General features: G+C 71.3%; 9 protein-coding genes. 3 read left to right on the plus strand and 6 right to left on the minus strand.

Annotation, left to right across the window (positions count from 1 at the left end; translation table 11 throughout):
• Window positions 1-136: 136 nt before the first annotated feature.
• Window positions 137-970: a patatin-like phospholipase family protein gene (locus G401_RS0129190; protein WP_034593528.1), complete on the minus strand. Its 834-nt coding sequence runs from the start codon at window positions 968-970 to the stop codon at window positions 137-139.
• Window positions 971-1,113: 143 nt separating this feature from the next.
• Between G401_RS0129190 and G401_RS0129195 the strand changes: the two genes are divergently transcribed.
• Window positions 1,114-2,538: a cellulose binding domain-containing protein gene (locus tag G401_RS0129195; RefSeq protein WP_051367313.1), complete on the plus strand. Its 1,425-nt coding sequence runs from the start codon at window positions 1,114-1,116 to the stop codon at window positions 2,536-2,538.
• Here the strand turns inward: G401_RS0129195 and G401_RS0129200 are convergent.
• Window positions 2,530-4,140: a phytoene desaturase family protein gene (locus G401_RS0129200; RefSeq protein ID WP_027345268.1), complete on the minus strand. Its 1,611-nt coding sequence runs from the start codon at window positions 4,138-4,140 to the stop codon at window positions 2,530-2,532. The two genes, G401_RS0129195 and G401_RS0129200, sit on opposite strands and share 9 nt — an antisense overlap.
• 222 nt (window positions 4,141-4,362) lie before the next feature.
• Between G401_RS0129200 and G401_RS49235 the strand changes: the two genes are divergently transcribed.
• Together G401_RS49235 and G401_RS0129210 are read left to right on the plus strand one after the other, a co-directional pair.
• Window positions 4,363-6,654 (plus strand): MFS transporter, encoded by a 2,292-nt coding sequence (locus G401_RS49235; protein ID WP_157546519.1) that lies wholly within the window; start codon window positions 4,363-4,365, stop codon window positions 6,652-6,654.
• A gap of 384 nt (window positions 6,655-7,038) precedes the next feature.
• Window positions 7,039-8,256 (plus strand): DUF4041 domain-containing protein, encoded by a 1,218-nt coding sequence (locus G401_RS0129210; protein ID WP_027345269.1) that lies wholly within the window; start codon window positions 7,039-7,041, stop codon window positions 8,254-8,256.
• Here G401_RS0129210 and G401_RS0129215 read toward each other — a convergent pair whose 3' ends face one another.
• The 4 genes from G401_RS0129215 to gsmA all read right to left on the minus strand — a co-directional run bounded on the left by G401_RS0129215 (window position 8,257) and on the right by gsmA (window position 12,803).
• Entirely contained in the window at window positions 8,257-9,681 is a 1,425-nt protein-coding gene (locus G401_RS0129215; RefSeq protein ID WP_027345270.1) for a pyridoxal phosphate-dependent decarboxylase family protein, read from the minus strand. It abuts the gene before it with no gap.
• A 61-nt stretch (window positions 9,682-9,742) separates the two neighbouring features.
• Window positions 9,743-11,074 (minus strand): MFS transporter, encoded by a 1,332-nt coding sequence (locus G401_RS49240; RefSeq protein WP_051367315.1) that lies wholly within the window; start codon window positions 11,072-11,074, stop codon window positions 9,743-9,745.
• Entirely contained in the window at window positions 11,071-11,667 is a 597-nt protein-coding gene (locus G401_RS0129225) for a TetR/AcrR family transcriptional regulator (protein WP_027345271.1), read from the minus strand. The genes G401_RS49240 and G401_RS0129225 overlap by 4 nt, the downstream gene beginning before the upstream one ends.
• A 59-nt stretch (window positions 11,668-11,726) precedes the next feature.
• Window positions 11,727-12,803, minus strand: a complete 1,077-nt coding sequence (gene gsmA, locus G401_RS53475; protein WP_051367316.1) for a sporangiospore maturation cell wall hydrolase GsmA — start codon at window positions 12,801-12,803, stop codon at window positions 11,727-11,729.
• Window positions 12,804-12,817: the final 14 nt, after the last annotated feature.

Genomic DNA, 12,817 nt, shown 5'->3' on the forward strand with positions numbered 1-12,817 from the left:
TGGATCACGGTTACCACCCGAATCTTGGGCCATGATTCGGGTGATTTCCCTGATCCAAGCGGAATCTTGGAGGCTGGGGGCTGGGGGCTGGGGGCTGGGGGCTGGGGGCTGGGGGCTGGGGGTGCGGGCGGGTGGGTCACTTCCAGAACTGGGCGGCCTGCTCGGCCAGGTCCCGGCCCTGGGCCCGGCCGGCCTGCGCGGCACCCGCCCGGCGCGCCGGATCCAGCACGTTGCCGCCGATCGCCGCTTTCGCGGCCGCGTCCGGCGAGATCAGCCAGGGCCGGCCCATCTGCCCGACGATCCGCATCTCCTCCGTGACCCGGCCGATGTGGCCGCCGCCACGGGTGATCGGCGCGATGACGGCGATGCGTCCGAAGCCGACGGCGAGGTCCGCGTTGGTCGAGGAGCGCATGCCGCCGTCCATGTAGCGCCGGCCGCCGATCGTCACCGGCGGCCAGACGCCCGGCACCGCGCAACTGGCCCCGACCGCGTCCACAAGCGACACTTTCGTGTCCCGGTCGAAGACGACGAACTCGCCGGAGACGGCGTCGACCGCCGTGATCTTCAGCGAGCCGATCGGCCACTCGTGGCTCGGCAGCCGGGCCGCGATGACCTCCCGCCGCTGGGCCTCGGTCGGCTCCGCCAGGGCCAGCGCGGTACGCCCGACGCGCCGCCGGAACGACTCCGGGCTGCGGGAGAGCACGGAACTCCAGGCGATCCGGGCGACCCAGCCGGACCCGAGCCGGGCCGGGATCTCCGCACCGGGCGGTTCGAGCTGGGCGGCGTACAGGGCGGCGATCGGGGTGCCGGACCAGAGCTGGGCGCCGACGACCGCGCCGGCGGAAGTGCCGACGATCAGGTCGGCCGTGCCGAAATCGACGCCCCGATCGGACAGCCCGGCCAGAACTCCCAGTTCCCAGGCGACTCCGGTGACTCCGCCGCCGCCGAGGACCAGCGCTCTCGTTCTCACCGGATCAGCAGAACGCAGATCGGTAGTAGAGTCAAACATATCCACAGCCGTGTAAGTCCGTCCCCGGCGTACGCGTCCGCCCAGACGTGCCGCCGACTTCACGCCGACGGGTGCGCACGGCTCTCTTGAGAAGGGTCGTCCCCATGCTCGTGCCTCGTCTGAGGCGCGGGACCCGGCTGCGCTCCACGGTCATAGCCGCCGTCTCCGCCTGTCTGCTGTCCATGGCGTCCATGCTGGCCATAGCGTCGTTCGACGCGGTCGCCCAGGCCCTGCCCGATCCGCCTTCTCCCGTCACCGGGAACTCCACGTACTTCGACGGCCTCGGCGCGCCCTACGGCGGCTGCGGCCTGCCCCAGGCCGACCTCGACAGCCAGGACTTCGTGGCGCTCAACGTGTTCAACACCCCGGGCGACTACGCGTACTCGACCCGGCCGGTGCCGGCCGCCGACTCCGCCAAGACCGGCATGTGGAACAACGGCCTCAACTGCGGCCGCTACGTCCAGGTCAGCATCAGCGACTTCTGCACCGGCACCAATGACGGCGCCCCGGGGCAGGCGTTCTGCCGCAACGGCTCCTGGGTCTCCGACGCGTACAACGGGGGCACGCTGACCATGCTCGTCGCGGACAGCTGCGGCGACTCGAACGCCTGGTGCCGCGACGATCCCTACCACCTGGACCTGTCGAAGCCGTCGCTCAACAGGTTCGTGAAGAACGGCACCACGATGACCGACATGTACCCGAACCACTTCAACAACCGGCACATCACCTGGAACTTCGTGCCGGCGCCGAACTACTCGGGCGACATCAAGGTCGGCTTCCTCAACGGCGCGCAGGTCTGGTGGCCGGCGATCTCCGTCTCCCACCTGGCCAACGGCATCCACGGGGTCGAGTACCTCGCCAACGGCAGCTGGGTCACCGCCTCGATGAACGGCGACATGGGCCAGTCGTACATCATCGGCGGCACGACGAGCGGTGCGAACGCCTTCCAGATCCGCGTACGCGACGTGAACGGCGCTCTCATCAACGGCGGCCGGGTGTACTCGTTCACGCTGCCCTCGACCTGCTCCTCGCAGTGCAGCGCGCCGTACACGCAGGTCACGTACACGACGAGCGGTGGATCGACGGCGTCCCCGTCCAACCCGTCGTCCCCGTCGGCGTCGGCCTCCCCGTCGGTCTCCCCCTCGGCCTCCCGATCGCCGTCGGCCTCGCCGAGCGCGTCGGCTTCCCCGAGCGCGTCGGTCTCGCCGTCGTCGTCGCCCACCGCGGGCGGCGCCTGCACCGCGACGTACGTCATCACGAACAGCTGGCCCGGCGGGTTCAGCGGAGACGTGCACGTCAAGGCCGGTGCGGCACCGATCAACGGCTGGACCGCGAAGTGGACCTTCGCCAACGGCCAGGTGATCTCGTCGCTGTGGAACGGCGTCATGACGGTGAGCGGCGCGAACATCACCGTCAAGAACCAGACCTGGAACGGCTCGCTCGCGGCGGGCGCGGAGGTCTGGTTCGGCTTCAACGCCAGCTGGAGCGGCACCAACGCGATCCCGGCGGTCACCTGCACGTCACCGTGATCCGAACCCCAGCCTGAAGCGCCGCTGATCCCGCAGGATCTGGCGCACCACGTTCCGCCCGGGTACGCCGGTCACGCCGCCCCCGCCATGGGTCGCCGAACCGGCCTGGTACAGCCCCTTGACGGGGGTACGCAGATCGGCGTACCCGGCGGCCGGACGGCAGTGGAACATCTGCCCCGGTACCAGTTCACCGTGGAAGATGTTCCCGCCCGGCAACGCGTACTCCTGCTGCATCTCATGGGGACCGATGACCTGGCGGCCGACGACGGAGGCCGTGAAGCCGGGCGCGACGGCTTCGAGGCGGGCCGTGAGCCGGTCCGCGTACGCCGACAGCCCCGCTCTGTCCGGTGTGGACGCATAGGTGTGGGGCACCCACTGGGTGAAGGCGGAGACGATGTGGTGCCCCTCGGGCGCGAGGGTGGGATCGAAGACGGAGGGGATGCAGACGTCGGCGAAGGGCAGCGTGGCGGGCTGCCCGGCGGCGGCCTCGCGGAAGGCGCCCTCGACGTCGTCGAGCGACTCGGAGAGCACGATCGTGCCCCCGTGGACCTGGGGGTCGAAGTCCGGATGCGACGCGAAGACCGGCAGCCTGTCCACCGCATAATTGATCTTCACGGTCCCCGACCGGCTCCGGTACGCCTCGATGTCCCGCACGAAGTCGCCGGGCAGGTCGGCCCGGTCGAGCAGGCGCAGGAACGAGATCTGCGGATGCGCGGTGGTGACCACGGTGGACGCCTTGATCTCGGTCCCGTCGCCGAGGGTCACCCCGACCGCCCGGCCGTCGCGCGTATCGATGCGGGCGACCTCGGCGTCCGTGCGGATCTCGGCGCCGAAGCCGCGGGCCGCCGCCGCGATGGCCCCGCTGACCGCCCCCATGCCGCCGCGCGGGAACCCCCAGGCGCCGACCTGGCCGTCCACCGCGTCGCCGAGATGATGGTGCAGCATCACGTACGCCGTACCGGCGCTGCGCGGGCCCGCCCAGCCGCCGATCACGCCGGACACGCTCAGCACGCCCCGCATCGCGTCGGACGCGAACCGGTCCTCGACGATGTCCGCCACGCTGGCCGTGAACAGCCGGGTCAGATCGAACGCGTCGCGTACGCCGGCCCCGCGCAGCCGGCCCAGCAGACCGGCCTGGGAGAGCAGATCCGCCGGCCGCTTCGAGCCGACCTTCGGCGGTATCTCGTGCAGCAGCGGGCCGACGAGCCGACCGAGGCGGCCGAGCCAGGCGTCCCACTCCGCGTACGCGTCGGCGTCCTTCCGCGAGAACTTCGCGATCTCCTCATGCCGGGCCGCCGGATCGTCCGGCAGCCGGAGATGGCGCCCGTCCCGCCTCGGCGCGAAGTACGGTCCCTGCGGGTAGACGTGATACCCGTGCTCTTCGAGGCGCAGGTCACGGACCATCGCCCGGTCGAGCCAGCTGACCACATAGGACAGCGCCGTGACGGTGTAGTCGGGCCCGAAGGGATGCTCGGAGATCGCCGCGCCGCCGACGACGGGCCGCCGCTCCAGCACCAGAACCTTCCGCCCCGCCCGGGCCAGGTACGCGGCAGCGGTCAACCCGTTGTGCCCCGCACCGATGATCACCACGTCGTACGCCATGCACCAGTCTTACTGATCCCCCACTCAGCAGGAACCCTCTGCTTTCCAGATCCCGTCTGGTTCAGGGTCGCCATGATCCCGTTTGGATCACGGTTGTCACCCGAATCATGGCCCAAGATTCGGGTGATTTCCCTGATCCAAGCGGGATCTTGGAGGCGGCCGCCAGTTGCGCAAAACCGGCAAAAACCGCACCGCAAGCGCGACGGGTTCGTTGGGTGATGCGTGCCCGATCAATCCTCTGAGGAGCTTCGCCGTCCCCGGCTGATCGCGATCTTCCTGGGTCTGATGCTGTGCGTCCTGCTCGCGGCCCTGGACCAGACGATCGTCGCGACCGCCCTGCCGACGATCGTGGGCGACCTCGACGGGCTGGACCACATCGCGTGGGTCGTGACGGCGTACCTGCTGACCTCGACGGTCACGCTGCCGCTCTACGGCCGGGCCGGCGACCTGTTCGGCCGCAAGCCGGTCTTCCTGTTCGCGATCGCGGTGTTCCTCGCCGGATCGTTGCTGTGCGGCTGGTCGCAGACGATGACGCAGCTCATCGCGTTCCGCGCGGTGCAGGGCATCGGCGCCGGCGGCCTCATGGTCTCCGCGCAGGCGATCATCGCCGAGCTCGTCCCGCCCCGCGAGCGCGGCCGCTACATGGGCTTCATCGGCGCGGCCTTCGGCGTCGCCTCGGTCGCCGGCCCGCTGCTCGGCGGCTACCTCACCGACCATGCCAGCTGGCGCTGGGTCTTCTTCATCAACCTGCCGCTCGGCGTGCTGGCGCTCGTGGTGATCGCGCTGGTCCTGCACCTGCCGGCGCCGTCGGCCCCGGGCACCATCGACTACCTCGGCGCCGCGTTGCTCTCGGCCACCGTCACCGGCCTGGTCCTCGTCACTTCCTGGGGAGGCTCCGAGTACGCGTGGAGCAGTCCTCAGATCCGCTGGCTGATCGGCTCGACGGTCGTGCTCGGCCTGGCCTGGTTCGTCAGCGCGCGGCGGACGGCCGAGCCGATCCTGCCGCTGCGGTTGTTCGCGGACCGCACGTTCGCGCTGGCCAGTGTGGCGAGCGTGGCCGTCGGCGTGGCCCTGTTCGGCTCGGTCAGCTACCTGCCGACCTTCATGCAGGTCGTCAACGGCGCGAACGCCACCGACTCCGGGCTGCTCATGCTGCCGCTGGTCGCCGGGATCCTGGTCACCGCCATCCTGTCCGGGCAGCTGATCAGCCGGACCGGGCGGTACAAGGCGTACCCGATCCTGGGCTGCGTCCTCACCGGCGCGGGCACGTTCCTGCTGTCCACCATGGACGAAACCACCAGCCGTACGCTGATCAGCGCGTACATGGTGGTCGTGGGCCTGGGGATCGGGCTGATCCTGCAGGTGCTGATCCTGGTCGTGCAGGCGACCGCGGCGCGGCGGGATCTCGGGGTGGCGACCTCGACGATCACGTTCGTCCGGCAGGTCGGCGGCGCGCTCGGCGTGGCGGTCTGCGGCTCGCTGTTCACGGCCCGGCTGCCGCACGGCCTGAACGTGGCCTCGCTGACCCCCGCGCAGCTGGCCCACCTGCCCGCGGCCGTACGCGAGCCGATCGCGCACGCGTTCGCCCACGCGCTGCCGCCGATCTTCGGTTACCTCGTGCCGCTGCTGGCCGTGGCCCTGGTCTGCGTGGCGTTCCTGCCCGCCGACGCCCTGCGCGGCCACCCCGCATCCGCGGTCAGCCCCGGCCCCGGCACCGGCCCCGGCCCCGGCCCCGGCACCCTGACGCTGACCGGCCGCGTACGCGCGACGGACGGGCGGCCGCTCGACCGGGCCCGGGTGACCCTGCTCGCCCCGGACGGCGGCTACGTCGCCGGCGCGACCGTCGACCCGACCGGCTCCTACTCCGTCGCGGTTCGCCGGCCGGAAACGTACGTGCTGGTCGCGGCCGCTCCCGGACACTGGCCGAAGGCCGACCGCGTACGCGTCGACGGCCCGGCCGTCCACGACGTGACCCTCGGCGGCGCCGCGACCGTCGCCGGAACCGCACCCGCCGGTTCGACCGTGACGCTGACCTCCTCAGTGGACGGACAGGTGGCCGCGTCGGCGCGTACCGGCGCGGACGGCGGCTTCACGTTCGAGCGGCTCGACGCGGGCGACTACACCCTGACCGTCACCGCGCCCGGCCACCAGCCGTTCGCGCACCCCGTCCCGCTCGGCCCCGGCGAACGGCTGACCGTCCCCGTCCACCTGCGGCGGATGGCCGCGATCGGCGGCGTCGTGCGTACCCCTGCCGGCACGCCGGTGGCCGACGCGCACGTCATGCTGCTCGACGACCGCGGCCAGGTACGCGCCCACCTCGTCACCGCAACCGAGGGCGCCTTCAGTTTCGAGGACCTGCCGGACGGCGCGTACACGGTGGTCGCGTCCGGGTACCCGCCCTCGGCGGCGACCGCGTACGCGGACGGGGAGCAGGTCGAGGCCCGGCTGGTGCTCAGCCACGACCAGCCGCACGCCGGCCGCCCACCCCAGGTCCGCACCCCCTCATCCGCCTGATCATCATCCGAAACAACGACGGAACGGCCGGAAGCGTCCTTCTGAGGGATGTTTCGTCGATTCGGGGTCGTTCGTCCGCCCGGCTTTCTCGCACCGCATTCATCACTAGCGTGATAGACAACGAATGCCACGCGGAATGAGCGAGCCATGACCGATGTCCAGTTCAATCCACCGCCCGGATGGCCGCCCGCTCCCGTGGGTTGGCGCCCGCCGGAGGGCTGGCAGCCGGATCCATCTCTTCCGCCCGCCCCGCCCGGATGGCAATGGTGGGTTCCGATCGCGACCGTGACCCCATCGGTTCCTGCGTCGCCGCCAGCGCCCGTCCCTACCGCCGCTCCCGCGGCTCCGCTCGGACAAGCATCACCGCCGATTCACTCGGGCGGCTTGTTCGGGCGGCGGCGCCACCTGGAAGAAGAGAACGAGCAACTGCGTGGCGAAGTCAACCGCTTGCTGGGCCTCGACCTCGCCGCCGCTCGCGCCGAAGGCGACTCCATCCGCTCCGCTCTCCAGCAGTCCCGCCAGGAGTACGCGCAGCTTCAGGCCCAGCTCGCACAACTGAGGGCACAATTGGTACAGACATCGATCGACGTGGACCTCCAAGAGGTCGGCGTGTACGCGTACCAGCATCCGCTCGAGGACGCAGTCGCGTACAAAGCTCGTCTGGCGGACCTCACCGACCACATCAAGGTGATGGCGCGTGGCGACGGAGCGGTCCTCGCCGCCACGGGATGGACCGTGAACGGGTCGATGGCAGAGGGCAGGAAGATGCTCAAGGAGTATTCGAAACTCATGCTCCGCGCCTACAACGCGGAGGCGGACGCCTGCGTACTGCGGGTTCAGCCGCACCGCGTCCACACAGTCATCGACCGGCTGACCAAGGTGGCGGAGACGATCGCCAAGCTCGGCAAGACGATGGGCATTCGCATCGCGCCGGAATACCACCAGCTCCGAGTGCAGGAAATCCGATTGACCGCCGACTATCGATCGCGGCTTGAGGAAGAGAAGGAGCGCGTACGAGAAGAGCGCGAACGCCAGAAAGAGGAACGGGCGGCTGCACTCGAATTCGAGCGCGAGAAGGCACGCCTCGCCAAGGAGCGTGCGCATTACGAGAACGCCCTGGCGAAGCTCACCGCCAACGGCAACGCGGCCGCCGCGGCGGAGATGACGGCGAAGCTCAAGGAGATCGACGAGGCCATCGCCGGCGTCGAAGCTCGAGAGGCGAACATCCGGGCAGGGTTCGTCTACGTGATCTCCAACGTCGGCGCGTTCGGGCCCAAGATGGTCAAGATCGGCATGACTCGCCGCCTGGAGCCCGAAGATCGCGTACGCGAGCTGGGCGACGCGTCGGTGCCGTTCCGGTTCGACACGCACGCGCTGATCTTCAGCTCGGACGCGGTGGGTCTGGAGACCCGGCTACACACGATGCTGCGCGACCGGGCCGTGAATAAGGTCAACCTCCGGCGCGAGTTCTTCTACGCCACCCCGGCCGAGGTACGCGACCTTCTCCGCGAGGCGGCGAGCGAACATGTGCTCCAGTTCCACGAGGAACCGGAGGCGGTGGAATGGCGCCAGAGCTCGAAGCTCGTGACGCCATCCACGTAGTCAGCTCAGATAAGGGCTGTAGAGGGCGCTGAGGAAGCGGATGAGGATCACCTCGCGGACCTTGGGCGGCAGCGCGTCCAGTACCGCGTTCACCGTCGCCATCTCGGGCTGGCCGCCGGAGAAGTCCACCCCCACCGCCGGCAGCAGCGCGGCGAACGCCGCATCGTCCATGGTGGAGAAGTCCAGCGACGACAGCATGCCGAGCAGTTCCGGCGGCGCGGCGACCGGGCCCCGCAGACGGGCGGCCTCGACCGACTCCCGGAGCACGGCGAGCATCGCGTCGACCGCGCCGAGGCTGACGCCGGTCAGGGTCAGGTGCAGGCTGGCGGGCAGTCCGGCGTAGCTGAGCTGCGGCTGGATGAAGAACCCGCGGGCCCGCGCCTCGTCGGCCACCACGAACAGGTCGACGGTGGACGATCCGAGCGCCACCAGGGTCGCGTCCGGCTCGCCGAGGACGTGGAGATCGGGGATGGTCGAGACGCCGGCGATCAGTGCCCGCGTCGCGGCGTAGGCGTCCTGGCCGAGCGAAGCGTAACCGGACGCGCCCAGCGCCTGGAGGGTCGCCCAGGCTCCGGCCAGCGGTCCGGCGCCCTTGCTGCTCTGGACGGTCGAGTTGATCACCGTGTAGCCGGGCCAGTCGGCGCACGCGAAGTACGCGGCCCGGCGCAGCGCGTCGTCGGCGAAGAGCAGGACCGAGGCGCCCTTCGGGGCGTACCCGAACTTGTGCAGGTCCACGGAGAGCGAGGTGACGCCGGGAACGGAGAGGTCGAACGGCCGCACCGGTACGCCGAGCCACGGCAGCAGCCAGCCGCCGACGCACGCGTCCACGTGGCAGGGTACGCCCCGGTCGGCCGCCGACGCGGCGATCTCCGCGACGGGGTCGATGACGCCGTGGGCGTACGAGGGCGCGGACACGACCACGAGCACCGTCGACGGGGTGATCGCCGAGATCATGGCGGCCGGGTCGGCGCGGAAGGTGTCCGCGTCGACCGGGACCGACTTCACGCGTACGCCCAGGTAGTGCCCGGCCTTGTGGAACGCGGCGTGGGCGGTGGTCGGGACGATGATCTCGGGATCGGTGATCTCGGGCCGAGCGTCGCGCGCGGCCTTGACGGCGAGGATGATCGACTCGGTGCCGCCGCTGGTGAAGATGCCGGGGGTGGCCGCGGAGCCGCCGAGCCGGCTCGCGACCGCGCCGACGACCTGGCGTTCGAGGTGCACGATGCTGGGGAAGGCGGTCGGGTCGAGCCCGTTGACCTCCAGCATCTCCAGGTACGCCGCCCGCGCGGCCTGGCGCACGTCCTCGCGCCCGCTGTCGTAGACGTAGGCGGTGGTGCGCCCGCCCTGGGTCGGCAGGTCGGCGCGGCGGGCCGCGGCGAGTTCGGCGAGCAGTTCCTCGACGGGGCGTCCGTTCTCCGGCAGCAACGGTCTTCTCCTTGCTGGATGGCTGAGCTGAGCTGAGCTGGGCTGGACTAGCTGGACTGGGTTAGCGGCTGGGCTCGGCGGCCGCCACCCCGGGACCCGTGACGGTCCGGGTGCGGCCGTACGCGCGCAGCGCCGGCAGCGAGACGAGCATGAGCACTGCCGGGACGGCCGTGTAGCCGAGTAGCAGCATGGTGCGCGCGGTGGCCGTCTGGGCCACCGGGGCGTCGAAGGTGGACGAGGCGAAGCCGCCCAGGGTGAGCAGCACCGCGTAGACGCCGGGGCCGATCGCGAGCCCGGCGGTCTCCCCCGCCGTCCAGGCGCCGGTGAAGGCGCCCGCCTGCATCCGCCCGGTCCGCGCCGCGTCCGCCACGACGGCGTCCGGCATCAACGCGAGCGGCAGTACCTGCAGCGCCGCGTAGCAGAGCCCGAGGACGGCGGCCAGCGCGAGCACGGCCGGGACGGACTTCGCGGCGGCGGCGGGGTAGCCCAGCGCGCAGGCGGCGGCGAAGCCGACGGTGGCGACCGTGAAGCAGCGCAGCCGGCCGAAGCGGCGGGCGAGCGCCGACCAGACGGGCACGGCCAGCGCGCTCGGCCCGACCACGCAGACGAACAGCGCCGAGGTCAGCGTGTTGTCGCCGAGCCAGTAGGTGGCGATGTAGGGCGCCGCCGCGAGCATCGTCGCGATGCCGAGCGCCTGGACGACGAACGCGGTCATGAGCCGGAAGAACGGGCGGTTCCCGCGCGCGGTACGGAAGGTGGCGGCGAGGCCGAGCGGCTGCTCGCCGGCGGACGACGGCACCCAGCGGGTGGACAGCGTCGCGGTGAGGCAGGCGGCCAGGATGACGACGCCGACGACCAGGCCCATGAGCGCGTACCCGGGCCGGCCCTTGCCGCCCGCGTTCACCACGACCGGGGCGAGGCCGCCCGCGACCAGGATGCCGAGGGTCAGGAAGACGATCCGCCACGTCATGATCCGCAGGCGTACGCCCTGATCCGGCGACATCTCCGCGGGCAGGGCCACGTAGGGGACCTGGAACGCGGCGAAGCTGACCGAGGCGAACACGAAGGCGACGATCACCCAGCCCGCGGCGGCCGAGCCGGTCCCGGGCGCGAGGAACATCAGCGCGAACGCCACCGGCAGCGCGAACGAGCCGAGCAGCAGCAGCCGCCGACGGCGGCCGGTGCGGACGGCCTCGCGATCGGAGGCCGCCCCGATCAGGGGGTTGAAGAGCACGTCGAGGGCCTTGGGGGCGACCACGACCACGCCGGCGAGCGCCGCCGGGACGGCCAGGATGTCGGTCATGTAGTAGAGGAGCAGCAGCCCGGGGACGGTCGAGAAGACGCCCGTCCCGATCGAGCCGACGCCGTAGCCGAAGAGGCGGGCACGCTTCATGGGGTCTCCGTCAGTAACGCCGTGACGAGGGTGTCGAGGTGCGCGCGGTATCTGTCCACAGTGGCCTGGTCGCCGGGGCCGTGCCGCCGGCCGTCGGGCTCGATGATGCCGCCGCGGCAGAAGCCGTGGATGCTCCACGTGACCGTCCACAGTGCCATCTGCACGTCCCGGCCGCGCGCCGAGAACGCCTCCAGCACCAGTCCCGCGAGCGGCCACGCGTACTCGGCCTCGGGCTCGCCCACCTCCGCGGCGTCCGCCAGCCACCGGCGCATCCACAGCGCCGGTATCTCCGGGTTCGCCAGGCAGAAGTCCAGGTAGCGGCCCACCAGCAGGCGCGCGCCCGCGACCAGGTCGCCCGCCGCCGCCAGCTCCCCCACCGCGTCGGTCAGCGCCGCCATCTCCCGGGTGTACGCGCGCCGCATCACCTCGCGGTACAGCTCCGCCTTCGAGCCCACGTGGTACGCGACGGTGGCGATGTTGAGCCCGCTGGCCTTGCCGATCTCGCGGGTGGTGGTGCCGTCGTAGCCGCGCTCGGCGAACAGCCGCGTGGCCGCCGCGAGGACGCGTTCACGACTGTCGTCCGGGGTGGCCATGCCCGCCAAGCTACTGTGTCGACAATGCCTCCGTCAATCGTTTGATGGAGAACAGATTGTTACCCGATTTTGTCGTACTTTCGCAGGCCGTAGCGCCGGATGAGATCGATGAGGCTGTTCGCGTACGTCTGCGAGGTCGCGTACCCGGCCTTCTGCAGCTCCCGCGCGAACTGCTCGGGGTCGTCGCGGTGCTTCATCGCGGTCGCGTACCGGGACAGGGTCGCCAGCTGCCGCCCGTGATCGTCGAACGAGTCGGCCATCCGCCGGTACGCCCGGAAGTCGGCCCGCTCGCTGTGGCAGGTACTGCCGGAGCACTCCGAGGTCAGGTAGTTCGAGCAGCCGATCGCGATGCCGCCCGGGTCGCCGAAGCACTTCATGCCGAAGTAGCTGTGGTCGAGGCGGGTGAGCGTACTGCGGCCCCAGCCTGATTCGAGGACGGCCTGGGCCATGGTGACCGAGGCGGGCACCTGCCACGTCCGCATGCTCTGCTGGGCCGGCCCGGCGACCAGCGAGAGGAACGCGGCCGTCGTGGCCGGCGGTACGGTCGCCGGGTCCTGCCCGCACCACGGGTAGCGCGGTCTGGCCGGGCTCCACCGCACGTACTGGTCGGCGACATACTGGCCGGCCGCCAGCCGGTCCCAGGTGCCGTTGCCCTCGATCTTCGTACCCCAGGCGCGGCACTCGACGGTCAGGCCCGTGCCGTCGGCGAGCTGCCGCGCCGTCGCGTACCCGGTGCCAGGCCCCGTGCGGACGTTGAGCACGCCGCTGGTGATGTGGACGGCCGGGTGCGTGGCGTCGGTGGGCGCGTCGCCGCACCAGGGCAGCTTCGGGCGTACGCCGCCCGGCCACTGCACGAACGCGTCGGCGACGTGGCCGTGCCCCCAGTCCAGCCGGTCCCACAGCGCGGAGGTGCGCTGGCTGCCGCTGATCTGCTGGCCGAACACCTGGCACACGACGTGGACGGTCGAGCCGTCGGTGACGGCGCCGATCACGGAACGGTCCGTCGCCGCCCCCGAGCGGACGTTCAGCCCGCCGGACGCGCGGACGATCGCGGACGAGCCGGCGGCGTACGCGGGAGCGGTGACACCGGTCCCCGCGAGGGCGCCGAGGACCAGGGCGGCCAGAGCGAGCTTCATGCAGGTTTAACCGC

It is taken from the genome of Hamadaea tsunoensis DSM 44101 (assembly GCF_000428945.1).
Classification (GTDB): Bacteria; Actinomycetota; Actinomycetes; order Mycobacteriales; family Micromonosporaceae; genus Hamadaea; species Hamadaea tsunoensis.

What these genes read in the sequence shown, in the direction of transcription:
- G401_RS0129195 (WP_051367313.1), top strand. Translation starts at nt 1,114, where the DNA reads ATGCTCGTGCCTCGTCTGAGGCGCGGGACCCGGCTGCGCTCCACGGTC.
- G401_RS0129200 (WP_027345268.1), bottom strand. Translation starts at nt 4,140, where the DNA reads ATGGCGTACGACGTGGTGATCATCGGTGCGGGGCACAACGGGTTGACC.
- G401_RS49240 (WP_051367315.1), bottom strand. Translation starts at nt 11,074, where the DNA reads ATGAAGCGTGCCCGCCTCTTCGGCTACGGCGTCGGCTCGATCGGGACG.
- G401_RS0129225 (WP_027345271.1), bottom strand. Translation starts at nt 11,667, where the DNA reads ATGGCCACCCCGGACGACAGTCGTGAACGCGTCCTCGCGGCGGCCACG.
- gsmA (WP_051367316.1), bottom strand. Translation starts at nt 12,803, where the DNA reads ATGAAGCTCGCTCTGGCCGCCCTGGTCCTCGGCGCCCTCGCGGGGACC.